Source organism: Allobosea sp. BH3 (assembly GCF_025499465.1).
Lineage (GTDB): Bacteria > Pseudomonadota > Alphaproteobacteria > Rhizobiales > Beijerinckiaceae > Allobosea.
In genome coordinates this window covers 223,683-246,277 of sequence record NZ_JAIMCA010000003.1, presented here as the reverse complement: position 1 = coordinate 246,277, position 22,595 = coordinate 223,683, and the positions used below count along the sequence as shown (strand labels likewise).

Here is a 22,595-nt window from a genome sequence, read left to right as displayed (position 1 = left end):
AGACCCCGTCCCGACGATGCGATGCAGGCAGAAAGCCCCCGTCCGGCTTTCGCCGCGGGGTTTCGGGCTCTTCACATCCAAGGGGATGCGCGGGGTCCGGTCGGCGCACGGCTTGAGCCGCGTGCCGAATGTCGATGTCGAGGGTCGAAGTCGATGCGGCGCCTGCCGGCCCCGCCCGAACCCCGCGCGCGGTTCTCTTGTGGTTCCGCTCGCCTGAGCACGACCGGGCCTGCCTGTTCGGCCCGGCAGCGAGAAGACCCTTCCGAGCCCCGCCACCAGCGACGAAAACCCGGAACACCGCCATCCCACCCGGCCGCACGATGCCTCGCGAAGCCCCCTTGGTCGGGCAGGACAGGGCGAGGATAGGCACCGGCCGGAACGCCGGGGATAAAGTCCCGAAGGCGACAGGAGCGGGATGCTCTGGATCAGGGTGCGCCCCGCCCGCTCGATCAATGTTGACTAGGAAACATTCTTCTGATTGTTTCCAAGTCAACATATGGAGTTCTCGTGGCGGCCTTACCTTCACAGCTCACCGATCATCTCGGCTATTGGTTGAGGCTGGTCTCGAACCAGGTTTCGCTCAGTTTCGCCAGGCGGGTGGAGGATCGAGGCGTCACGGTCGGGGAGTGGGTCCTCCTGCGGGAGGTCTATGAGGTCGATCGGATCGCTCCGATCAGACTGTCCGAACGCATGGGCATGACGCGCGGCGCCATCAGCAAGCTCGCCGAGCGCCTGATCGCCAAGGGCCTGCTGCTGCGGCGCGACGATGAACGGGACGCGCGCGGGCAGTGGCTCTCCCTGACAGCGGCCGGGCGCGACCTCGTTCCCGCTCTCGCCGCTCTCGCCGACGAGAATGACGCGGCCTTCTTCGACACCCTTTCGGTGAGCGACCGCGCCGAGCTCGACCGGCTCCTGAAGCTCGTCGCCCAGCGGCACGGCCTCAAGGACCCTCCGGTCTCCTGAGCCGCTGTGCCTGCCAAGACATGCAACCCAAGAAGGAAAGCCGCCATGGACATGCAGAAGGTCACCGTGGCTCGCGATTGCCTCGTGGCGTCCTACGCCGGCACGATGGCGTTCCCCGACATCGTGCAGACGCTGAGGACAGCCGGTTTCGAAGGATACCTCGTCGACTACCGGCGCGCGGTCGCAGTCTACTATCCCGAGGATGGAGACGGCATCGAATTGGCGGCCCCGAAGGCTCACGGCCCCGTGGCTGCCACCTTCGACACCGCCGCGATCGAGGCAGCCGTGCGAGCCGCGCAGGCAAACGCTCCCGGCTACAGCTATGACGGCTTCTGCCGGCAGGCCGTCGAGGCCGGCTGCGCCGGCTACATCGTCTCTTTCCCCGGCCGACGAGTTGTTTATTTTGGGCGTTCCGCAGAGATGCATACGGAGCATTTTCCGCGCTGAGACCTGACGCCCCCGCTCCAATCCCGAAACGGGCAGCACGCGATGGATACGTTTGTCCAGATTTTCAGGCACACGCCGACATGGGTCTGGTTTGTGCTGGCTTTCCTGATCTGGCGCGGCGTCAAGGCGTTGCAGCCGGCGGATGTCGCCCCGGCGCAGCTCGCGATCGTGCCGGGCGTCCTGACCATATGGGGGCTCTTCGAGCTCGCGCGGCTCTACGGCGTCGACCTCGCGAGCATCGTCCCGTGGCTCCTCGCCTTCGCGCTTGGGGGCGGCCTCGGCTGGCTGCTGCTGCGCGGGCAGAGCGTCACTGCGGACCGCGACCGCGGTGTCATCCACCGGCCGGCCGACTACACTGTCCTGCCACTCGTGCTGATCGCCTTCTCGGCCCGGTACGTCTTCGGGGTGCTGAACGCCATCGCGCCCGATGCGCTGATGAATCCGGGCGTCAAGCTGCTCGATCTGGGGCTGTCAGGTGCGCTGGCCGGCATCTTCGCCGGAAAGTTCGCGGGCTATCTGAGGCGTTATCTCGCCTGAGCGCCCGCAGGCGCAGCCCCCTACCCCAGCCCCGCAGTCGCCTTCACCCCGTCGATCACGAACTGCACCGCGAGCGCCGCCAGGATCACGCCCAGCAGGCGCGTCAGCACGACATTGCCCGTGACTCCAAGCAGCCTCGCAATCGGCGTGGCGGCCAGGAAGACCGCAAGGCAGCTCAGGATCACCAGCCCGCAGATCGCCGCCAGTGTCACCAGCAGCAGCGGGTCGCCGCCGGCCCGGCCGGCGAGCAGGATCATCGCCGTCAGCGCGCCCGGGCCCGCCATCAGCGGGATTGCCAGCGGGAAGGCCGCGACGTTGCGGATATGGTCCTGCGTGATCGCGATCTCGGCCGTCTGCTGCTTGCGCTCGTTGCGGCGCTCGAACACCATCTCGAAGGCGATCCAGAACAGCAGCAGCCCGCCCGCGATGCGGAAGGCCGGCAGCGAGACGCCGAGCGCCTTCAGCACCACGTCCCCCGCCACACCGAAGAAGCCCATGATGCCGAAGGCGATGATGCACGCCCGCACGGCGACCTGCCGGCGCTCGGCGCTCGACATGCCGCGCGTCAACGACAGGAAGATCGGCGCGAGCCCCGGCGGATCGAGCGTCACGAGCATGGTGACGAGGGCTGAAGTGGCGAAGTCGACGAACATGCATGGTGACTTCGCATGCCGCGAACGGCCCGTCACGCGTCAACCGAGGCGGGAATATGGCAGCATCTCCGCGCCGCTTTGCGAAAACCTCATAAGCAACTGATTTAATTGATCTAATTTTTGCTTGGATAGAACCCTGTTTCGCTGGCCTCTTGCGCTGGAATCGGCTAGCCAGAAGGTTGAAAACCAAGCAGGAATCGGGACATTTCCCTTTGAGCGACGACAACGACGACAAGCGCGACGACGCCCCGGATTTCGGCGGCGACATCAAGCCGATCGCGATCACCGACGAAATGAAGAAGAGCTATCTCGATTACGCCATGAGCGTGATCGTGAGCCGCGCTCTGCCCGATGTCCGCGACGGCCTGAAGCCCGTCCATCGCCGCATCCTGTTCTCGATGCACGAGAACAAGAACCTGCCCGACCGGCCTTACACCAAATGCGCCCGCATCGTCGGCGACACGATGGGTAAATACCATCCGCACGGCAATCTTGCGGTCTATGACGCGCTGGTGCGCATGGCGCAGGATTTCTCGCTGCGCCTGCCGCTGATCGACGGCCAGGGCAATTTCGGCTCGATGGACGGCGACAGCCCCGCGGCCGACCGTTACACCGAGGCCCGCCTCGACAAGGCAGCCATGCCGCTGCTCGAGGACCTCGACCTCGAGACGGTCGACTTCCAGCCGAACTACGACGGCAAGGAGCATGAACCGACAGTCCTGCCGGCGCGCTATCCGAACCTGCTCGTCAACGGCGCCGGCGGCATTGCCGTCGGCATGGCGACCAACATTCCGCCGCATAATCTCGGCGAAGTCATCGACGCCTGCGTCGCCTATATCGACAATCCCGAGATCTCGATCGACGAGCTGATCGAGATCGTGCCCGGCCCGGATTTCCCGACCGGCGCCTCGATCATGGGCCGCAGCGGCATCCATTCCGCCTATCACACCGGCCGCGGCTCGATCGTGATGCGTTCGAAGACGCATATCGAGGAGCTGCGCAAGGAGCGTGAGGCGATCATCGTCACCGAGATTCCCTATCAGGTGAACAAGGCGACGATGGTTGAGAAGATCGCCGAGATGGTGCGCGAGAAGCGCATCGAGGGCATCTCCGACCTGCGCGACGAATCCAGCCGCGAAGGCGTCCGCGTCGTCATCGAGATCAAGCGCGATGCGCTGGCCGATGTCGTGCTGAACCAGCTCTACCGCTTCACCCAGCTGCAGACATCCTTCGGCGCCAACATGGTCGCGCTGACCGGCGGCCGGCCGGAGGTGTTGAACCTCAAGGACTTCATCTCGGCCTTCATCGAGTTCCGCGAGGAGGTCGTCTCACGGCGCACGCGCTACCTGCTCAACAAGGCCCGCGAGCGCGCCCACGTCCTCTGCGGCCTCGCCACCGCCGTCGCCAATATCGACGAGGTCATCCGGCTCATCCGCACCGCACCGACGCCGTCTGACGCGCATGCGGCCCTGATGGCGCGCGACTGGCCGGCCGAGGACATCGCGCCCCTGATCGCGCTCGTCGACGATCCGCGCCATCCGATCAACGCCGACGGCACCTATCGCCTCTCGGACGCGCAGGCGAAGGCGATCCTGGAGCTCAGGCTCGCCCGCCTGACCGCTCTCGGCCGCGACGAGATCGGCGACGAGCTGCAGAAGCTCGCCACCGAGATCGCCGACTATCTCGACATCCTGCGCTCGCGCGCCCGCATCCAGGAGATCGTCAAGACCGAGCTCTCCGAGGTGAGGACCGCCTTCGCCACGCCGCGCCGCACCGAGATCCAGGACTGGGGCTCCGACCTCGACGACGAGGACCTGATCGCCCGCGAGGACATGGTCGTCACCGTTTCCCATGGCGGCTACATCAAGCGCGTGCCGCTCTCGACCTACCGGGCGCAGAAGCGTGGCGGCAAGGGCCGCTCCGGCATGGCGACGAAGGACGAGGATTTCGTCGCCAGGCTGTTCGTGGCCAACACGCATACGCCGGTGCTGTTCTTCTCGTCGGAGGGGCAGGTCTACAAGGAAAAGGTCTGGCGGCTTCCGCTCTCCGCGCCGAACGCGCGCGGCAAGGCGCTGGTCAACATGCTGCCGCTCGAAAAGGGCGAGCGCATCACCACGATCATGCCGCTGCCGGAGGACGAGGCGAGCTGGGAGACGCTCGACGTGATGTTCGCCACGGCGTCCGGCGGCGTCCGGCGCAACAAGCTGTCCGATTTCGTCAACGTCAACCGCGCCGGCAAGATCGCGATGAAGCTGGACGAGGGCGACCACATCGTAGACGTCCAGATCTGCACGGAGGGCAATGACGTCCTGCTGACGACCGCGCTCGGCCAGTGCATCCGCTTCGCGGTTCCGGAGGTGCGCGTCTTCAAGGGCCGTGACTCGACCGGCGTGCGCGGCATCAACCTGGCGAAGGACGACATCGTCATCTCGATGGCGATCCTGCACCATCTCGATGCGACGCCCGAAGAGCGCGCGACCTATCTCAAGGACGCAGCTGCGGCGCGCCGCGCCCTCACCGGCGAAGGTGAGGAGGCCGCGGAGGTCGCAGCCGACGGCGAGGAGGCCGCGGGCGAGGTCGAGCTCGGGGCAAAGCGCCTCGAGATGCAGCTCGCCGAGCAGTTCATCCTCACCGTCTCCGAGAAGGGCTACGGCAAGCGGACGTCCTCGTTCGAGTACCGGGTCACCGGGCGCGGCGGCAAGGGCATCGTCGCCATGGTCGTCAATGACCGCAACGGCAAGCTCGTCGCCTCCTTCCCGGCCATCGACAGCGACCAGCTCATGCTGGTCACCGATGGCGGGCAGCTCATCCGCGTGCCGGTCGATGCCGGCCCGAACAACCGCATCCGCATCGCCGGCCGCTCGACGCAGGGCGTGACGATCTTCGACACCGCCAAGGACGAGAAGGTCGTCTCCGTCGAATGCATCAACGACGAGGGCGAAGGCGAGGAAGACGGCGAGGCCGAGAACGGGGTGGCCGGCGACGAGCCGACGGAAGGCTGATTCGTCAGCCTTCTACGCCGGGTTCTTCAGACGCGCTCTGAGAGCCCGGCGCCGACCCTATCCCGGCATCGGAACGGAGCAGCTGGCTGTCATGCTCGGGCTTGCTCCGAGCATCTCGTGAAGAAGAGGCACCTCTTCCTGCAGGAGATTCTCGGGTCTGCGCTCCACTTCCCCCGAGAACGACGCTTGCCGTTCCGTTTGACACGCCGCCCGCCCCGCGCTCCCATTCACCCATGAAGGCCCGTTCCGTGCCCGTCCGCTCGCCCGCGATCACGCCGGAGATCATGCTGCGCGCCTATGCCGCCGGCATCTTCCCGATGGCAGAGAGTGCCGACGATCCGGGGCTGTTCTGGGTCGAGCCGGAGCTGCGCGGCGTCATTCCGCTCGATGGCTTCCACCTCTCGGGCCGGCTTGCCCGCACGGTGCGCTCCGACCGCTTCGAGATCGAGGTCGACCGGGATTTCGAGGCGGTGATTGCCGCTTGCGGCGAGGCCCGGCCGGACCGGCCCGATACCTGGATCAATCCGCGCATCCGCGAGATTTTCGGCGAACTCTTCGCACTGGGCCATGTGCATACAGTCGAGTGCCGCCGCGAGGGCCGGCTCGTCGGCGGGCTCTACGGGCTCTCGCTCGGCGGGGCCTTCTTCGGCGAGAGCATGTTCCACCGCGAGACGGACGCCTCCAAGGTCGCGCTCGTCCATCTGGTCGCAAGGCTCAAGGCCGGCGGCTACCGCCTGCTCGACACCCAGTTCCAGACCGGCCATCTCGCCCAGTTCGGCACGATCGAGATCCCGCGCGAAGCCTATCGCCAGCGGCTCGAGGCCGCGCTGCGAACCGAGGGCGACTGGTATCGCTGGCCGCGCGGGGCGCGGATCACAGGCTCCGAAGCGCTCGCCGCACTCTGACCGTTAAAGCTGGGGCCGCCGCTATTCCCGGCGCTTGCTGTGCAAGCCCCCGAATGACGAGTCTTGCCGAAGTCAGTTGCCGCCGGCGGGGTCGCGCCCCGGCACCGGATTCGTCGGGAAGAAGCGCTGGCTCGGTCGCTGCGGCTGCACCGGCACGCCGCGCGGCGGCTCGACATCGATGCGCGCGCCCGGAGGCAAGACCTGCCCCGGAGGCAGGCCCTGCCCCGGAGGCAAGGGCTGGCCAGGTGGCGGCAACTGGTTGGGATCGCGCGGAGACGTGCGCGGACGGCGCTCATCCTGGACCGGCGGCGCCTCGGGCTCCTTGGGATCGACGACGACCTCGGTGCCACCTTTGCAGTCGGTCAGCCAGACGTCATAGATCGCGTGCTCGACACCATGCAGCCCGGGACTGGCCGCATACATCCAGCCAGTGAAGATGCGCCGGTACTCGTTGTTGAAGGTCACCTCGTCGACCTCGACGAAGGAATCGGTCTGCGGCGCCTCGGTCGGCGGGCGCGTCCAGCAGACGCGGGGCGTCAGTTGCAGCGCGCCGAACTGCACCGTCTCATCGACAGCGACCTCGAAGGAGATGATCCGGCCGGTGATCTTGTCGAGCCCGGCGAAGACCGCGGTCGGATTCTTGATGCGGTCCGCATGTGCCGGCCCTGCCGCGACCAGCGTCGCGACAGCGCTCGCGGCGAAGCCGGTCAGGAGCGAGGAACGGAACAACGACGGCATGAAGGCTGCGAATCTCTTCGACAACGCGGAAGATCCGCGACGGGGCGCAGTAACACGGCAATCGCAGCGGAAAAAGGGCGTCGCCGCTGAAAGCCCCCGCACGCACGCCCATAAACAGAAAAGCCGCCCGAGGGCGGCCCTTCGTCGCTCAGCGGCCCGGCGTCCAGGCCTGGTAGTCGCCGGTCGCGGCCGGACGCTCGCCCTCGGCCAGCGTCGAACCCTGCGGGCGATAGGCCAGCGCGGTGCCGGTCCAGTTCTGCTGGTGCGGCTGCTGCCATTCGCGCGGCTGGTAGCTTTCCTCGGAGGGCGCGACATCGACGGTGTGGTGCAGCCAGCCATTCCAGCCCGGCGGCACCTTGGAGGCCTCGGCATCGCCCTTGTAGATCACCCAGCGGCGCTGGAAGCCGAGCGCCTTGTCCTTCACCCCGCCCGCGGTGCGGTAATAGACATTGCCAAACTCGTCCTCGCCGACCTTCTCGCCAAAGCGCCAGGTGTGGAAACGCGTGCCGATGGTCTGGCCGTTCCACCAGGTGAAGATCTGCAGTAGCCAGTCCTTCATCGTCGTCAAGTCCATCGCTCGCGGGCGCCACGCGTGAGGCGGGCGCGCCTTTCCGCCGACTTATGGCCGCAAGCGCCCTGCCCTGTCCAGCCCGCAGGCAAGCGGCTGGCCGCCGCATCTGCCTGCACGCCGGTCCCGGAATCACCGGCGATCCACAGCCGGCTGATTCTGGCGGCGAGCTCCCGCCCGATTCTCGCCGCGATTCGGCTACCGGCCGACCACAATCGGCGGCCGAAGCGCATCGTCTTCAAGCACTTGTGCGCCGCCGCGAAACCGGCCCCTGCAGATGCCGCTGCTTCAGCCTTCGTCAACCATAATAGCGAGGATTTTAGGGACTGTTCTTCGCCGCCCAGTGTGGCAATCTTGTCGGGCGCCGCCGATTCTCGCCGCGATTTCCTAGGCTTAGCGGGTGCCTTGAAACTTATCCCCGCTACGCACATATTCCTACCACATGTCGTATCCACAACTCCGGCTAAGCACTATTCCTTGACGCCCGGACCCGATCGGCGCTAGATTTTGACCATCGCATGACGGCCGGCGGCACCGCCTCTGGATTGGCTGCGAGCTAGTTTCCCAGAGTGCTTACGGGCCTGCCGCCGCATCCGCCATCCAGCGGGAGCGAGCGGGATCGCGTGTGCATTCTGGGCTTGAGTCCGGGCCTGCAAGCGGGGCGACACCGCAGAGGACCCACAGGGCATCGAACCGAGTTTGGATGACATCAGGAGCCGGTGATCAACCGGCCGCGCGGGGCCCTTACGGGTCCGCGGCATATAAGGATTGAGATCATGCGCATCGAGCGCCGCTACACCACAGCCGGACAGTCGCCCTATGCCGCGATTCCGTTCCGTTCGGCCGTCAGCGAGATCAAGAATCCCGACGGCTCGATCGTCTTCCGGCTGGAAGGCATCGAGGTTCCCGAGGCCTGGTCGCAGGTGGCGAGCGACGTTCTCGCCCAGAAGTATTTCCGCAAGGCGGGCGTGCCTGCGCACCTGAAGAAGGTCGAGGAGAACGACGTCCCCTCCTTCCTGTGGCGTTCCGTCGCCGACGAGGCGGCGCTGGCCGCGCTGCCCGAGGGTGAGCGCTACGGCTCCGAGATCTCGTCGAAGCAGGTTTTCGACCGCCTCGCCGGCTGCTGGACCTATTGGGGCTGGAAGGGCGGCTATTTCACCTCGGAGGAGGATGCGCAGGCTTTCCATGACGAGCTGCGCTTCATGCTCGCCACCCAGCGCGTCGCGCCGAACTCGCCGCAATGGTTCAACACCGGCCTGCATTGGGCCTATGGCATCGACGGGCCGAGCCAGGGCCATTTCTACGTCGACTTCAAGACCGGCAAGCTGGTGAAGTCGAAGTCGAGCTACGAGCATCCGCAGCCGCATGCCTGCTTCATCCAGGGCGTGCAGGACGACCTCGTCAATGAGGGCGGCATCATGGACCTCTGGGTCCGCGAGGCGCGCCTGTTCAAATACGGCTCCGGTACCGGCTCGAACTTCTCGGCGCTGCGCGGCGAAGGCGAGAAGCTCGCCGGCGGCGGCCGCTCCTCGGGCCTGATGTCCTTCCTCAAGATCGGCGACCGTGCCGCGGGCGCCATCAAGTCGGGCGGCACGACGCGCCGCGCCGCCAAGATGGTCGTCGTCGATGCCGACCATCCGGACATCGAGACCTATATCGACTGGAAGGTGAAGGAGGAGCAGAAGGTCGCCGCCCTCGTCACCGGCTCCAAGACGGTCAAGAAGCACATGAAGGCCGTGCTCAAGGCCTGCGTGAACTGCGAAGGCGACGGCGATTCCTGCTTCGATCCCGAGCAGAACCCGGCGCTGAAGCGCGAGATCAAGCTCGCCCGCCGCGCGCTGGTGCCCGACAACTACATCAAGCGCGTCATCCAGTTCGCCAAGCAGGGCTACAAGGACATCTCCTTCGATACCTACGACACCGACTGGGATTCCGATGCCTATCTCACCGTCTCGGGCCAGAACTCGAACAACTCGGTCTCGCTGAAGGACGACTTCCTGCGCGCCGTGGAAACGGATGGCGACTGGAACCTGACGGCGCGCACCACCGGCAAGACGATCAAGACGCTGAAGGCCCGCGACCTCTGGGAGAAGATCGGCTACGCCGCCTGGGCCTCTGCCGATCCCGGCCTGCACTTCAACTCGACGATGAACGACTGGCACACCTGCCCGGCTTCCGGCCGGATCCGGGCGTCCAACCCGTGCTCCGAGTACATGTTCCTCGACGACACGGCCTGCAACCTGGCTTCGGCCAACCTGCTCCAGTTCTACGATACCGAAGCCAAGTCCTTCGACGTCGCGGCCTACGAGCATCTCTGCCGGCTCTGGACCGTCGTGCTCGAGATCTCGGTGACGATGGCGCAGTTCCCGAGCCGCGAGATCGCCGAGCTCTCCTATGAGTACCGCACGCTCGGCCTCGGCTACGCCAATATCGGCGGCCTGCTGATGACGATGGGCCTCGGCTACGACTCCGAGGAAGGCCGCGCCCTGGCCGGCGCGCTCACCGCGATCATGACCGGCGTCGCCTATGCGACCTCGGCCGAGATGGCCGGCGAGCTCGGCCCCTTCCCCGGCTACAAGAAGAACGCCAGCCACATGCTGCGCGTCATCCGCAACCACCGCACGGCGGCCCATGGCCTGGCCGACGGCTATGAGGGCCTGAGCGTCACCCCGGTCCCGCTCGACCACGCGACTCTCGCCCGCCTCGGCGGCTCGGCCATCACCATGGCGGAGCGCTCGCGCGCCGTCTGGGACGATGCGCTCGAGCAGGGCAAGCGCCACGGCTACCGCAACGCCCAAGCAACCGTGATCGCGCCGACCGGCACGATCGGCCTCGTCATGGATTGCGACACCACCGGCATCGAGCCCGACTTCGCGCTGGTGAAGTTCAAGAAGCTCGCCGGCGGCGGCTACTTCAAGATCATCAACCGCGCCGTGCCGGACGCCCTGCGTGCGCTCGGCTACCGCGAGGCGGACATCGCCGAGATCGAGGCCTATGCCGTCGGCCACGGCTCGATGAAGCAGGCTCCCGGCGTCAACCCCTCGACGCTCAGGGCCAAGGGCTTCACCGACGAGAAGATCGACGCGGTCGAGAAGGGGCTGAAGAGCGCCTTCGACATCAAGTTCGTCTTCAACAAGTGGACGCTGGGCGAGGATTTCCTCACCGGCACGCTCAATGTCCCGGCCGAGAAGCTCAACGACATGTCGTTCGAGCTGCTGCCCTTCCTCGGCTTCACCAAGGCCGAGATCGAGGCCGCCAACGTCCATGTCTGCGGCGCGATGACGCTCGAAGGCGCCCCGCACCTCAAGACCGAGCATTACCCGGTCTTCGATTGCGCCAATCCCTGCGGGCGCATCGGCAAGCGCTACCTCTCGGTCGAGAGCCATATCCGCATGATGGCGGCGGCTCAGCCCTTCATCTCGGGCGCGATCTCCAAGACCATCAACATGCCCAACGACGCCACGGTCGAGGACTGCAAGAGCGCCTATATGCTCTCCTGGAAGCTGGCGCTGAAGGCGAACGCCCTCTACCGCGACGGCTCCAAGCTCTCGCAGCCGCTGAACTCGGCGCTGATCTCCGACGATGACGACGAGGCGGAGGACGGCATCGAGGCGCTGGTCGCGGCCCCGCTGGCGGCGCGCGCCGCCCAGCTCTCCGAGAAGATCGTCGAGCGCATCGTCGAGCGTGTCGAGCGCAAGCGCGAGCGCGAGAAGATGCCGGACCGGCGCACCGGCTACATCCAGAAGGCCACGGTCGGCGGCCACAAGGTCTATGTCCACACCGGAGAGTATTCCGACGGGCGCCTCGGCGAGATCTTCATCGACATGCACAAGGAGGGCGCGGCCTTCCGGGCGATGATGAACAACTTCGCCATCGCGGTCTCGCTCGGCCTGCAATACGGCGTGCCGCTGGAGGAGTATGTGGAGGCCTTCACCTTCACCCGCTTCGAGCCCTCGGGATTCGTCGCCGGCAACCAGTCGATCAAGAACGCGACCTCGATCCTCGACTATGTCTTCCGCGAGCTGGCGATCTCCTATCTCGGCCGCAACGACCTCGCCCATGTCGACCCCTCCGAGATCGGGCATGACGTGATCGGCGGCGGAGTCGGCCAGGACAAGGCGCCGGATGCGACGGCTGCGATCGCCACGACGCCGCTGGCCTCGACCGGCTTCCGCCGCGGCAAGCCGATCAGCTTCCTGGCGATCCAGGGCGGCATCGGCGCCAACGACGCGGTCGCCCGGGCAGCCTCCCCTGCGCTGGGCCTCGCCACCGCCGGCGCGACCGCGCTGAAGGAGGAGCCGGAGACCTATGGCGAGGCCGAGATGGCCAAGCTCGGCTTCTCGGCGCCGGCCGCGCAGCCGACCCAGTCGGAGCGCCGCGCCGAGGCGATCATGAAGGGCTATGTCGGCGACTCGTGCGGCGAATGCGGAAACTTCACCCTGGTCCGCAACGGCACCTGCCTGAAGTGCAACACCTGCGGCTCTACAACCGGGTGCTCATGATTATTCCGGGGAGCCCGGTGTGGAAACAGGCATAATGTTGCCTCGATTTTCCAAAGAGTTCCGCAACTAAGGAAAACGCCCGCTGAGCGGGCGTTTTTTTTCGCCAGGCGATCGTCTGCCCCGATCGGCCGACGTCCGCTCCCGGCTCCTAGCCAACATTTGGAACGTCTGGTTCTGGGCAGTTCTATTGCGCGACGGGTCACGCTGCTTGATCGCCTCCCGGCTCAGTGGCGCACCAACATCCTTGGTGGGCGAGATTTGAGCTAACCTCTTCCTCGCACTCGAACGGCAAATCGACACGGGATTCCCTCGCAGAACATCTGCGTCCGCTTTCTAGCGAGTGGCCAATATCCGGAATTGGCGCGCCGCAGGGGGCGTCCTACGCCGCAGCTGCTTTCCCATGCAAGTGCTGACCCGCGATCGAGTTTATCAAAGCGTTAGCTCGATCACGGCCTTGCTAACTTGTTAGTCTGCCGGTGAACACTGAAAAGAACTGATCGGCGAGCTTGCGAGATGTTGCCTGGATCAGCCGACTGCCGAGCGTGGCGAGCTTGCCCCCGATCTCGGCTTTGGCGTCGTAGCTCAAGACGGTCTCGGCGCCATCCTCTGCCAAGGTTACCAGAGCGCCGCCCTTGGCGAAGCCGGCGATGCCGCCATTGCCGCTGCCGACGATACGGCATCCGTTCGGCGCATCGATATCCTGCAGCTCGACCGTTCCGGCGAAGGTGGCCGAGACCGGCCCGACCTTGAGCTGCACCTTGGCGTCGAAGCTCGTCGGAGACGTCTGGTTCAACTCCTTGCAACCCGGGATACAGGCTTTCAGTGTTTCGACGTCGAAGAGCGCCGCCCATACCGCCTCGCGCGGGACCGCGATGCGATGTTCGCCGGTGATATCCATGTGCTGTCTCCCGGCGCCGGTTCAGACGGCGCAGTAGCGTTCCTGGATTGCCTTGTCAGCCAGCAGCGCGGCGGCGCTGCTGCGGTGAACGACCTCGCCCTGATCGATGATGACGGCGCGGTCGGCGAGCCTGAGCGCCCATTCGACATTCTGCTCCACCAGAAGCAGCGTCACGCCCTGGTCGCGCAGGCGCCGGAACAGCGCGCCCATCTCTTCGACGAGCACCGGCATAATGCCCTCGGAGGGTTCGTCGAGCAGGATCATCTTGGGTTTCGCGATGAGCGCGCGCGCAATGGCGAGCATCTGCTGCTCCCCACCCGACATGGTCACGCCCTGCTGGTCGAGCCGTTCCTTCAGCCGCGGGAAACTTTCGGCGATCTCGTCGATGGCCCCTCGCTCGTCGATCGCCCCATCAGTCGCGACGAGGCCGAGCTGCAGGTTCTCGCGCACGGTGAGGTCCGGCACGATCCGCCGCTCCTCCGGCACATAGGCCAGACCGAGCCTGAAGCGGGCATGCGCCGGTAGCGACAGCAGATCGGTTCCAGCGAACCGCACCGAGCCCGTCGCCTTTGGCATCAGCCCCATCACGGAGCGGATCGTCGTGGTCTTGCCGGCACCGTTTCGACCGACCAAGGCGACGATCTCCCCCGGCTCCACGGAGAGCGAGATGCCGTGCAGGGCGTGGCTCGCGCCGTACCAGGCGTTCAGCCCCTCGATCTCAAGCATAGCCATCGTTCTGTCCCAAATAGACGCGGCGGACCTCCGGGTCCGTCTGGATATGCTGCGGGCTGCCATCCGCGATCAGCCGGCCGTGATGCAGCACGAGGATGCGGTCGGAGAGGCCGAGGATCATCTTCATCTTGTGCTCGACGAGCAGGATCGTGCGGTCCGCCGCCAACTTCTCCAGCAGGCCGACCATCTCCCGCGTTTCCTCGGGCCCCATGCCGGCGGTCGGCTCGTCGAGCAGCAAGAGTTCGGGATCGGCGACCAGTGCGATCGCAATCTCCAGCGCGCGCTGCTGTCCATGTGCGAGGAACTTCGCGGTCTCCCCGCGGCGCCCCGTGAGCCCGACGGCTGCAAGCGCCGCATTGGCCCGGTCATCGAGTTCGGTCATGGCGGTTCGGTCGCGCCAGAGATCGTAGCGGGCGCGGAAGGCCTGCGCGGCCACGCGCACATTCTCGTGGACCGACAGCTCAGGGAAGATGTTGGTGATCTGGTAGGAGCGGGCAATGCCGAGATGGACGAAGCGGTGCTGCGGCGTGCCGGTGATGTCCCGCCCCTTGAAGCGGATCGAGCCGTTCGACGGAGCCAGAACGCCGGAAAGCACGTTGAAGAAGGTGCTCTTGCCCGCGCCGTTGGGGCCGATGATGGCCGTCACCTTGTTGGGCTCGAAGGCGGCAGTGACGCCTTCGAGCGCGACGAAGCCGCCGAAGCGCCGGCCGATGTTGTCGACGGCCAGAAGAGGCGCGCTCACCGGCCGGCCCTCCAGGCAAGCGCCGTGCCCCAGATGCCCTTGGGCAGGAACAGCACGAACAGGATGAAGACGGTGCCGACAACGATCTGCCAGTGCGAGGTCCAGAGCGAGACCACGTCTTCCATCAGCAGGAAGGCGAGCGCACCGACGAAGGGGCCGAAGAAGCTCCCGGCCCCGCCCAGCAGCGTCATCATCACGATCATGCCGGAGGTGTGGTAGTGCAGAATGTCGAGCGGCACGATCGCGAGGTGCAGCGCCGACAAGGTGCCCGCCAACGCGCAAATCAGGCCAGACAGCGTGAAGGACAGCAGCTTCGTGCGCTCGACGTCGTAGCCACAGGCCCGCGCCCGGGTCTCGTTCTCGCGGATAGCTTCGATCACCGCGCCGAAGGGCGAATTCAGGATGCGCGAGACCAGCCATAGCGCCGCGGCCGCGAAGACCATCAGCACGTAGTACTTCTTGACGGGGTCGAGGAAGTCGATCGTCCAGCCGAAGAGATCGATCCGGGCCACTGTGAAGCCGCGCAGGCCGTTCTCGCCGCCGGTCAGGGAAGAGGCCTGAAGGGCGGTGTAGTAGACGAGCTGCGAAAGCGCGAGCGTGACCATCGAGAAATAAATGCCGCGCGTGCGGATCGAGAGCAGGCCGATGACGAGCGACAGCAATCCGCCCACGACGATCCCGAGTGCGACCGCCGCATACCAGGGCAGTCCGAACGCGCCGATCGCGATCCCGGTGACATACGCGCCGGTCCCGAAGAAGGCGGCATGGCCGAAGGACAGCAGGCCCGTATAGCCGAACAGCAGGTTGTAGCCGACGGCGAAGAGCCCGTAGATCAGCACGTTCACGGCGAGCGCCTGCGAGGGCAGCACCCAGGGCAGCAGGCATAGCGCGAGGATGGAGAGTGGCACGCGCCAGGCTGTCAGCCTTGCGCGCCAGCCCCTCTGGCCGGCCGGACCGGCCATCACGGCCGCAACGGATGATGTGGAAGCAGTCATCGTCCTTCCCTCAGCCGCGAACCGGCTTGCCGAACAGCCCCTGCGGCTTCACCAGCAGCACGAGCGCCATCAGCGCGAACATCACGATCGTCGCCATTTCGGGCGCGAACAGAGCCGTCATGCTGATCGCGACGCCGACGAGAAGACCCGCGACCACGGCGCCGACGAGCGAGCCCATGCCGCCGATCACGGTGACGACGAAGGCTTCCGCCAGCACGAGCGAGCCCATCTCCGGATTGACGCTGCGCATCGGCGCGGCGAGCACGCCACCGAGCGCGGTGAGCCCGATCCCGAGCCCGAAGACCAAGAGCCACACTTTCGCGATGTCGACACCGAGCACACGCATGATCTGCGGGTCCTTGGCGCCGGCCCGAACGATCAGGCCGAACTTCGTCTTCTCCAGCCCGAGCCAGAGCAGCACGAGGACGACGGCCACGACGGCGACGACGAAGAGGCGGTAGATCGGGAAGAAGCCGATTCCGAGGTCGGCCACGCCGGCGAGTTCCGGTGGCGTCTGGAATGGGATACCGTCGCTGCCGAAGACGATCCTGACCGCCTCGACCAGCACATAGCCGAGGCCGAATGTCAGCAGCAGCGGATCGTCGATCGAGCGCTTGTAGAGCGGGCGGATCAGGAAGCGTTCGATCAGCATCCCGAAGGCGCCGATCGCGACGGGGGCGATCAGAAGCCCCCACCAGAAGCTGCCGGTCAGCGAGGCGACCCAGAGCCCCGCATAGGCGCCGACCATGAACAAGGCGCCATGGGCGAAGTTCACCACGCCCAGCATGCCGAAGATGATCGACAGGCCGAGCGCGACCATGATCAGGATCGCCCCGAGCGCGACGCCGGAGAAAAGCTGCATCGCGATGAGTTCGGCGTCCATCACGGACCCTCCATGCCGCGTCGATCGTCAGGCCTCACGCCGGGAAGCCGAGTTCGGAGCAGCTCCGCAAGATAGTTTCCGAGGCGGGTTCCGTGGCGAGCACCTTGAAGAGATCGGCCTCGTTCTTCATCTCGGCCTTCTTCTTCGACTCCAGCACGAGTACCGACTGCACTGACTGGTGGTCGCATTTGCGGTAGTGTTGCGGGCCCTTGGCGATGTCGTATTTGAGCTCTTCCAGCGCCGCGATCACCTTGTCGGTGTCGGTGCCGCCGGCCTTCTCCATGGCGAGCAGGAGCGAATAGACCCCGGTGAAGCCATAGGCGCCGTAGTCGGTCGGGTACGCACCGCCATTGGCCGCCTTGAAGGCGTCGTTGAAGTTCTTGGCGGAAGGGATCGCGCCCTCTAGGCCCCAATAGTAGTTGGCGCCGCCGATCACACCCTCGAAGGCTTCCGGGCCAATGGCGAGGCGCTGATTGTGCAGCAGAACCGGCACCACGATCTTCGACTGGCGGTTCATGCCGAAATCGACGGCTTGCTTGATCGAGTTCGCCTGGTCACGGCCGAAATTGCAGATGCACAGGATGTCCGGCCGCATCGACCTCAACCGCGGCATGAAGGTCGAATAATCCGCCGCGCCGAAGGGATGCAGGATCTCGCCGACGCCGGTCGCGCCGAGCTCGGCCTGCGCCCGTTTGAAGCCGCGCAGCATCTCGTGGCCATAGGCATAGTCGGCGACGAGATAGGCGACCTTGGCGTCCTTCTTGAAGGTGTGCTTGGCCACCGCCGCGGTGGTCATGTGCGGGTTCAGCGCTTCATGGAAGGTGAAGCGGCTGAAGTCCTTGACCTCATTGATCGTGTCCGACTGGCTGATCGAGACGTAGATGACACCGCGGGCACGGGTGACCTCGTTGACTGCGAGCTGCACGGCGCTGGAGAGCGCGCCAACGATCGCATGAACCTTGTCCTTCTCGATCAACTCAAGCGTGCGGGTCGCGGCTTCGCCAGCATTGAGCTTGTCGTCACGCACCAGCAGCTCGACCTTGCGGCCGCCGATGCCGCCCTTGTCGTTGACGAGCTTGACCGCGAGTTCCGCGCTTCGGACCTGATCCTTGGCCTCGGCCGCGAAGGGACCGGTCAGCGGGGTCGGGAAGCCGATGCGGATCGTCTCGCCCTGCGCGCGCAGGATGCCGGGCATGGCGAGCGTCGCAGCGCCGGCGGCAAAGCCCGCGAGCGCCGTCCGGCGGGTGAGGTAAGGCTGCTCCTTGCTCTCTTCGGTCATGGTGTCCTCCGCTGGTCTTCGTTTTTGTCGTTGTGGTCAGATCGTCCCGAGCGCCTTGAGCAGGCGCGCGGGCGTCATCGGGATCTGGGCGATGCTGGCGCCGAAAGGGCTCATGGCATCGTTGACGGCGTTGAGCGCGGCTGCCGACGCCGCGGCTGTTCCGGCCTCGCCGCAGCCCTTGGCGCCAAGGGCCGTGTCGGCGGTCGGCGTCTCGATGTGGCCAATCACGATGTCCGGCATCTCGCAGGCCATCGGCACGAGATAATCGGCGAGCGAGCCGTTGGTGAGCTGGCCGTTCTCGTCGTAGAGGCATTCTTCGAAGAAGGCCGCGCCGAGCCCCTGCACGACACCTCCGCGCACCTGCTCGTCGACCAGGAGCGGGTTGATGATGCGGCCGCAGTCCTCGACGACCCAGTGCTTCAGGATCTTGACGAAGCCGGTCTCGGCATCGAGCTCGACATGGCAGCCCTGAATGCCGTTCGTAAATGCGAAGGGATAGCCTTGCGGCGCGTAGTGATGCGCCACGGAGAGCTGCGCGCTGGCATCCGGCGGCAGCGTGTCGGAGCGGAAATAGGCGATGCGCGCTATCTCGGCGAGGCTGATGCGTTCCGCGCCGCTCAGGGCGTCGACGACAACGCCGTCGCGCATGTCGAGCTCGCCCGGTTTTGCCTGCAGGATGGCCGCAGCCAGCGACATGATGTTGCCGCGCAGCTTCCGCGCCGCTTGCAATGCCGTCTCGCCGCCAATGCCGGCACCGCGGCAGGCCCATGTCGCGCCGCCATGAGGCGTCACCTCGGTGTCGCCCGTGATGACCCGCACCCGTTCGTGAGCCACACCGAGTTGATCAGCAACGATCTGGCCGATTATCGTCTCGGTGCCCTGCCCCTGCTCGGTCACCGAAATCAGGCAGCGCACCTCTCCGGAAGGCGTCATCTTGAGCAGCGCTCCGTCCTGCGCGGAAATGCGCGCGCCGCCGATGCCGTAGAAGGCAGGACTCGGGTTGGATATCTCGACGAAACTCGCGATACCGATGCCGCGATGGACGCCGCGCTGGCGCAGCGCCGCCTGTTCGCCGCGCAGCGCGTCGTAATTCATCAGCGCCTTGAGCTTGGTCAGGCTCTCCTGATGCGAAAGCGCCTCGAACTTGTAGCCGGTCGGCGAGTCGCAGGGATAAGCGTCATCGGCGATGAGGTTCCGCTCGCGCATGGCGGCCGGGTCGAGCCCCGCTTTCTCCGCTGCCATGTCGACCAGCCTCTCGGTGACGGCGCAGGCGATCGGGTGGCCGACGGCGCGGTACTGGCTGGTCTGAACCTTGTTCTGGAAGACGACCGAGAGCCCCGCTCTGTAGTTCCTGAATCGGTAGGGCGCGCCCATCAGCCGGATGACCTGATTGCCCTCGACCGCGCTGGTGCGCGGGTAGGTCGAGAACGCGCCGATGGCGGTGACGTCATCGACATCCATGGCGAGGATGGTGCCGTCGCCGTCGACGGCCATTCGCGCATGCACGCGGTGATCGCGGGCATGGATGTCCGAGACGAAGGATTCGATCCGGTCCGCTACGAACTTGACCGGCCGGCCACAGAGCATGCTCAGGCCGATAACCGCCATGTCCTCGTGGTAGACATGCAGCTTCATGCCGAAGGAGCCGCCGATGTCAGGTGCCACGACGCGGACATTCACTTCCGGGATGCTGTAGTGGCGCGCGTAAAGGTCCTGGAACTGGTAGGGCGTCTGCGTGGCGTGGTGGACAGTGAGCTTGCCCTCGCTGGCATCCCAATCGGCAACAATGGCCCTCGGCTCCAGCGTGACGGCCGTGTGCCGGCCGAAATGGAACTCTTCCTCGACGACGTGGAAGGCGCTCGCGAAGATCTCGTCGATCCCTCCGGTGTCGAGCCGGCTGGTGAAGCAGAGATTGTCCTCGATCGTCGAGGCGGCGCGGTCCGCGCCGGCCTCGCGTGCCCGGTCGATGTCGGATACGACCGGAAGCTCCTCGAATTCGACGGAGATCGCTTCCGCTGCATCCTCGGCCTGGGCCCGGCTTTCGGCCACGATCGCGACGACGGCCTGGCCCGACCACGACACCTCGTCCACCGGCAGCGGCAGCTGCGAGGCCGATTTCATGCCCTTGAAGTGATCGAGCGTGCCGACCCATGGCTTGCACAGCTTCGCCAGATCGGCGCCGGTCGCGATCAGACGGACGCCGGGCATGGCGCGCGCTTCGTCCAGGTCTATCGAAACGATGCGCGCATGGGCATAGGGGCTGCGCAGGAAGGCAGCGTGCAGCATGCGCGGCAACACGAGATCGGTGACATAGCGACCGCGTCCGGCCAGCAGGCGCTTGGCGTTCGGCCGCGAGACCGAGCGGCCGATATAGGAGTTCGGACGGTCGAGCGCGCCGAGAGGAGCGTTCATGCCGGCTCCTCCAGGAAGCGGGCGGCTCTCTCACCGGCGGACCGGCGGCGCGCGACCGTTTCGATCGCGTCAACGATCGCCTCGTAGCCCGTACAGCGGCAGTAATTCCCGGAAAGCGCGTCGCGGATTTCCTCACGGCTCGGCACCCCGGGGCGCGTCAGCAGCCCATGTGCAGAGACCAGCATCCCAGGCGTACAGAAGCCGCATTGCAGCGCGTTGCGCTCGTGGAAGGTGCGCTGGAGATCGGCGATCTCGGCGCTCTCGCTCAGGCCTTCCACGGTCTCGACCACGGCGCCGGACGCCTGCACGGCGAAGGTCAGACAGGCGTGGACCGGGCGGCCGTCCATCAGGACGAGGCAGGCGCCGCAGACACCCATCTCGCAACCCGTATGGGTGCCGGTGAGTTGCAGATCGCGGCGCAGAAAATCGGCCAGCGTCTCGCGCGGCTCGACGAGGCGGCTGATCTGTTCGCCATTCACGGACAGGCTGACGGGATGGGTCGCGCTCATGTCGCGGCTCCGAGGCCGCCCAGCAACCGGCCCAGCAGGACGCGGGCGAGATGCAGGCGCATCGTGGCCGGCACATGCGCCTCGTCCGTGGGGTCGAGATCCTCGGCCAGCGCCGTCTGTGCAGTCCTGATCGCTGCTTCGTCGAGCCGGGAGCCCAAGAGGGCCACCTCCGCCGCGCGGGCGCGGACCGGTGTCGGTCCGACGGACAGGAAGGCGATGCGGGCATCCTCGACCACGTCGCCGGGCATGGCGAGCATGACGCCGCAGCCGACCAGGGCATAATCTCCGCGCCGGCGCGCCAGCTCATCGAAGGCGCAGCGATGATGCGGCCCCGCCACCGGAATATGGAAAGCGACCAGCAATTCGCCGGGCTCGATGGCCGTCTCGTAGACACCTTGGAAGAATGCGTCGGCCGGCACCCGGCGCGTGCCTTCCGGCCCCGCGATCTCCATCTCGGCGCCCATGGCCAGCATCATCGCTGGAAACTCGGAAGCAGGGTCGGCCAGCGCGACGCTGCCGCCGAGGGTGCCCCTGTTACGAATGGCGGGGTGGGCGACATGGGGCGCCGCGAGGTGAAGCAGCGGCGCATATCGCGCGATCAGCGGGTCATCATGGGCATCAACATGGCGCGTCAGCGCTCCGAGCCGCAGCCGGCCGCCCTGGCGCTCGATGCCGCGCAGAGCCTCGACATGAGCGATGTCGATCAGACATTCGGGCGCCTGGAGACGCAGTGCCAGCGCCGGGACCAGACTCTGCCCGCCCGCGATATAGCTCGCCTCTCCTCCGGCCGCGGCGAAGGCGTCGATGGCCTCCGCAATGGTCACGGGGCGGACATAGCTGAAGGCCCGGGCTTTCAAAGCCGGCAAGCTCCGATGGCGCGTTTCCAATCCAGATTTGTAACCATCTGGTCTCAAATTGAACGCACGACATTGCGAGGGCGTCAAGCTAAAATGACCGTCCGGTCTCAAATTTATCCAGTGAGATCAAATCGTTATATTCTATTGGGAATAACGGAAGCGGAATGACGACTGCGGAAGACAGCATTGCGGGCAGCCGCCCGCGCCGGCGCAACATGCGCGGCCCCGAGCGCGAACAGGCGATCCTGAACGAGGCGATCCGCTTCTTCGCCGAGCATGGCTTCGAGGGGCAGACACGCGAACTCGCCAAGCGGATGGGCATCACGCATTCGGCGATCTACCGGCATTTCCCAAGCAAGGAGGCCCTGATCGAGCGAGTCTACGAGCGTGTCTATCTCAGCCGCTGGCAAGCGTCGTGGGCTCCGCTGATCGCGGATCGCTCACGGCCGCTCGAGGATCGGCTGACCCAATTCTATCTGGAGTATGTGCAGCGCGTCTTCGACCATGACTGGGTCAGGATCTTCGTGTTCTCGGGCCTGCGCGCCTTCGACATCACTGGCCGCTATCTCGACATCGTTCGACGCGAGGTGATCGAGCCAGCCTGCGCGGAGCTGCGCGAGGAACTCGGCCTGCCCGGGGTCGGCGAAGCGCCCTTGAGCGAGCGCGAGACGGAAATGTTCTGGGGCCTGCACGGCAGGATCTTCTACATCGCGATACGGCGCTTCGTGTATCGAACGCCGACGCCTGCCGATCTCGACGACATCGTCTCCGACGCCGTTCAGGGCTTTTTCATCGGGGCGCGTCAAATTGCGAAGGACCTCGTCGCGCCGAGCAAAGCCCGAGGAAGCTGAAAGCCGGCAGGCTCCCGTCCCCCTCGGAGGTGCGGGAATGCGCCGATAGCGGTCGGCGGCTCGCCGCTGAACCGGCCTACGCCACCGAGCGGACAGAAGCCGAGGGCGAACCCAAGTGGAAG

19 protein-coding genes are annotated in these 22,595 nt (G+C 66.1%); 7 read left to right on the top strand and 12 right to left on the bottom strand.

Going from position 1 to position 22,595, the window contains the following annotated elements; translation table 11 throughout:
* Positions 1-507: 507 nt before the first annotated feature.
* The 3 genes from BoBH3_RS10110 to BoBH3_RS10100 are packed head-to-tail and all read left to right on the top strand — an operon-like array spanning position 508 to position 1,947.
* Positions 508-963 (top strand): MarR family winged helix-turn-helix transcriptional regulator, encoded by a 456-nt coding sequence (locus tag BoBH3_RS10110; RefSeq protein ID WP_262330671.1) that lies wholly within the window; start codon positions 508-510, stop codon positions 961-963.
* A gap of 45 nt (positions 964-1,008) precedes the next feature.
* Positions 1,009-1,410: a DUF1398 family protein gene (locus BoBH3_RS10105; RefSeq protein ID WP_262330670.1), complete on the top strand. Its 402-nt coding sequence runs from the start codon at positions 1,009-1,011 to the stop codon at positions 1,408-1,410.
* 42 nt (positions 1,411-1,452) lie between these two features.
* Positions 1,453-1,947 carry a DUF6622 family protein gene (locus BoBH3_RS10100; RefSeq protein WP_262330669.1) on the top strand — a complete coding sequence of 165 codons (495 nt, stop codon included), beginning with the start codon at positions 1,453-1,455 and terminating at the stop codon, positions 1,945-1,947.
* Positions 1,948-1,967: 20 nt separating this feature from the next.
* Here BoBH3_RS10100 and BoBH3_RS10095 read toward each other — a convergent pair whose 3' ends face one another.
* Entirely contained in the window at positions 1,968-2,600 is a 633-nt protein-coding gene (locus BoBH3_RS10095; protein WP_262330668.1) for a MarC family protein, read from the bottom strand.
* A 212-nt stretch (positions 2,601-2,812) separates the two neighbouring features.
* On the opposite strand from BoBH3_RS10095, the gene gyrA reads away from it, so the two are divergent.
* Together gyrA and aat are read left to right on the top strand one after the other, a co-directional pair.
* Complete coding sequence (gene gyrA, locus BoBH3_RS10090) at positions 2,813-5,602, top strand: DNA gyrase subunit A (RefSeq protein WP_262330667.1); 2,790 nt, start codon at positions 2,813-2,815, stop codon at positions 5,600-5,602.
* A 233-nt stretch (positions 5,603-5,835) separates the two neighbouring features.
* Positions 5,836-6,507, top strand: coding sequence for a leucyl/phenylalanyl-tRNA--protein transferase (gene aat, locus BoBH3_RS10085; protein WP_262330666.1), 672 nt, complete (start codon positions 5,836-5,838; stop codon positions 6,505-6,507).
* Positions 6,508-6,579: 72 nt separating this feature from the next.
* Here the strand turns inward: aat and BoBH3_RS10080 are convergent, their stop codons facing one another.
* Positions 6,580-7,245, bottom strand: a complete 666-nt coding sequence (locus BoBH3_RS10080; protein WP_262331169.1) for a DUF2155 domain-containing protein — start codon at positions 7,243-7,245, stop codon at positions 6,580-6,582.
* Positions 7,246-7,393: 148 nt separating this feature from the next.
* The gene (locus BoBH3_RS10075; protein WP_112579299.1) at positions 7,394-7,804 is read right to left on the bottom strand and encodes an NADH:ubiquinone oxidoreductase subunit NDUFA12; all 411 of its coding nucleotides are present in this window, start codon (positions 7,802-7,804) and stop codon (positions 7,394-7,396) included.
* A 785-nt stretch (positions 7,805-8,589) separates the two neighbouring features.
* On the opposite strand from BoBH3_RS10075, the gene BoBH3_RS10070 reads away from it, so the two are divergent.
* Entirely contained in the window at positions 8,590-12,315 is a 3,726-nt protein-coding gene (locus tag BoBH3_RS10070; protein ID WP_262330665.1) for a vitamin B12-dependent ribonucleotide reductase, read from the top strand.
* Positions 12,316-12,772: 457 nt separating this feature from the next.
* On the opposite strand, the gene BoBH3_RS10065 is transcribed toward BoBH3_RS10070, so the two are convergent.
* Genes BoBH3_RS10065 through BoBH3_RS10025 form a run of 9 tightly spaced genes read right to left on the bottom strand, consistent with a single transcriptional unit; the run spans position 12,773 to position 21,622 of the window.
* Positions 12,773-13,213, bottom strand: a complete 441-nt coding sequence (locus BoBH3_RS10065; protein WP_262330664.1) for an SRPBCC family protein — start codon at positions 13,211-13,213, stop codon at positions 12,773-12,775.
* A gap of 21 nt (positions 13,214-13,234) precedes the next feature.
* The gene (locus BoBH3_RS10060; RefSeq protein WP_262331168.1) at positions 13,235-13,939 is read right to left on the bottom strand and encodes an ABC transporter ATP-binding protein; all 705 of its coding nucleotides are present in this window, start codon (positions 13,937-13,939) and stop codon (positions 13,235-13,237) included.
* Positions 13,932-14,687 carry an ABC transporter ATP-binding protein gene (locus tag BoBH3_RS10055; RefSeq protein WP_262330663.1) on the bottom strand — a complete coding sequence of 252 codons (756 nt, stop codon included), beginning with the start codon at positions 14,685-14,687 and terminating at the stop codon, positions 13,932-13,934. The genes BoBH3_RS10060 and BoBH3_RS10055 overlap by 8 nt, the downstream gene beginning before the upstream one ends.
* Positions 14,684-15,682 (bottom strand): branched-chain amino acid ABC transporter permease, encoded by a 999-nt coding sequence (locus BoBH3_RS10050; RefSeq protein WP_410050578.1) that lies wholly within the window; start codon positions 15,680-15,682, stop codon positions 14,684-14,686. The genes BoBH3_RS10055 and BoBH3_RS10050 overlap by 4 nt, the downstream gene beginning before the upstream one ends.
* A 10-nt stretch (positions 15,683-15,692) precedes the next feature.
* Complete coding sequence (locus BoBH3_RS10045; protein ID WP_262330662.1) at positions 15,693-16,565, bottom strand: branched-chain amino acid ABC transporter permease; 873 nt, start codon at positions 16,563-16,565, stop codon at positions 15,693-15,695.
* A 34-nt stretch (positions 16,566-16,599) separates the two neighbouring features.
* Positions 16,600-17,844 (bottom strand): ABC transporter substrate-binding protein, encoded by a 1,245-nt coding sequence (locus tag BoBH3_RS10040; protein WP_262330661.1) that lies wholly within the window; start codon positions 17,842-17,844, stop codon positions 16,600-16,602.
* 36 nt (positions 17,845-17,880) lie between these two features.
* Positions 17,881-20,256: a xanthine dehydrogenase family protein molybdopterin-binding subunit gene (locus BoBH3_RS10035; protein ID WP_262330660.1), complete on the bottom strand. Its 2,376-nt coding sequence runs from the start codon at positions 20,254-20,256 to the stop codon at positions 17,881-17,883.
* Complete coding sequence (locus BoBH3_RS10030; protein ID WP_262330659.1) at positions 20,253-20,765, bottom strand: (2Fe-2S)-binding protein; 513 nt, start codon at positions 20,763-20,765, stop codon at positions 20,253-20,255. Before BoBH3_RS10030 ends, BoBH3_RS10035 begins: the two co-directional genes overlap by 4 nt.
* Positions 20,762-21,622, bottom strand: coding sequence for an FAD binding domain-containing protein (locus tag BoBH3_RS10025; protein ID WP_262330658.1), 861 nt, complete (start codon positions 21,620-21,622; stop codon positions 20,762-20,764). Before BoBH3_RS10025 ends, BoBH3_RS10030 begins: the two co-directional genes overlap by 4 nt.
* 215 nt (positions 21,623-21,837) lie before the next feature.
* Between BoBH3_RS10025 and BoBH3_RS10020 the strand changes: the two genes are divergently transcribed.
* The gene (locus BoBH3_RS10020) at positions 21,838-22,473 is read left to right on the top strand and encodes a TetR/AcrR family transcriptional regulator (protein WP_262331166.1); all 636 of its coding nucleotides are present in this window, start codon (positions 21,838-21,840) and stop codon (positions 22,471-22,473) included.
* Positions 22,474-22,595 lie beyond the last annotated feature (122 nt).

What these genes read in the sequence shown, in the direction of transcription:
- BoBH3_RS10105 (WP_262330670.1), top strand. Translation starts at nt 1,009, where the DNA reads ATGGACATGCAGAAGGTCACCGTGGCTCGCGATTGCCTCGTGGCGTCC.
- BoBH3_RS10100 (WP_262330669.1), top strand. Translation starts at nt 1,453, where the DNA reads ATGGATACGTTTGTCCAGATTTTCAGGCACACGCCGACATGGGTCTGG.
- BoBH3_RS10095 (WP_262330668.1), bottom strand. Translation starts at nt 2,600, where the DNA reads ATGTTCGTCGACTTCGCCACTTCAGCCCTCGTCACCATGCTCGTGACG.
- aat (WP_262330666.1), top strand. Translation starts at nt 5,836, where the DNA reads ATGAAGGCCCGTTCCGTGCCCGTCCGCTCGCCCGCGATCACGCCGGAG.
- BoBH3_RS10080 (WP_262331169.1), bottom strand. Translation starts at nt 7,245, where the DNA reads ATGCCGTCGTTGTTCCGTTCCTCGCTCCTGACCGGCTTCGCCGCGAGC.
- BoBH3_RS10075 (WP_112579299.1), bottom strand. Translation starts at nt 7,804, where the DNA reads ATGAAGGACTGGCTACTGCAGATCTTCACCTGGTGGAACGGCCAGACC.
- BoBH3_RS10070 (WP_262330665.1), top strand. Translation starts at nt 8,590, where the DNA reads ATGCGCATCGAGCGCCGCTACACCACAGCCGGACAGTCGCCCTATGCC.
- BoBH3_RS10065 (WP_262330664.1), bottom strand. Translation starts at nt 13,213, where the DNA reads ATGGATATCACCGGCGAACATCGCATCGCGGTCCCGCGCGAGGCGGTA.
- BoBH3_RS10060 (WP_262331168.1), bottom strand. Translation starts at nt 13,939, where the DNA reads ATGCTTGAGATCGAGGGGCTGAACGCCTGGTACGGCGCGAGCCACGCC.
- BoBH3_RS10050 (WP_410050578.1), bottom strand. Translation starts at nt 15,682, where the DNA reads ATGACTGCTTCCACATCATCCGTTGCGGCCGTGATGGCCGGTCCGGCC.
- BoBH3_RS10045 (WP_262330662.1), bottom strand. Translation starts at nt 16,565, where the DNA reads ATGGACGCCGAACTCATCGCGATGCAGCTTTTCTCCGGCGTCGCGCTC.
- BoBH3_RS10040 (WP_262330661.1), bottom strand. Translation starts at nt 17,844, where the DNA reads ATGACCGAAGAGAGCAAGGAGCAGCCTTACCTCACCCGCCGGACGGCG.
- BoBH3_RS10035 (WP_262330660.1), bottom strand. Translation starts at nt 20,256, where the DNA reads ATGAACGCTCCTCTCGGCGCGCTCGACCGTCCGAACTCCTATATCGGC.
- BoBH3_RS10030 (WP_262330659.1), bottom strand. Translation starts at nt 20,765, where the DNA reads ATGAGCGCGACCCATCCCGTCAGCCTGTCCGTGAATGGCGAACAGATC.
- BoBH3_RS10020 (WP_262331166.1), top strand. Translation starts at nt 21,838, where the DNA reads ATGCGCGGCCCCGAGCGCGAACAGGCGATCCTGAACGAGGCGATCCGC.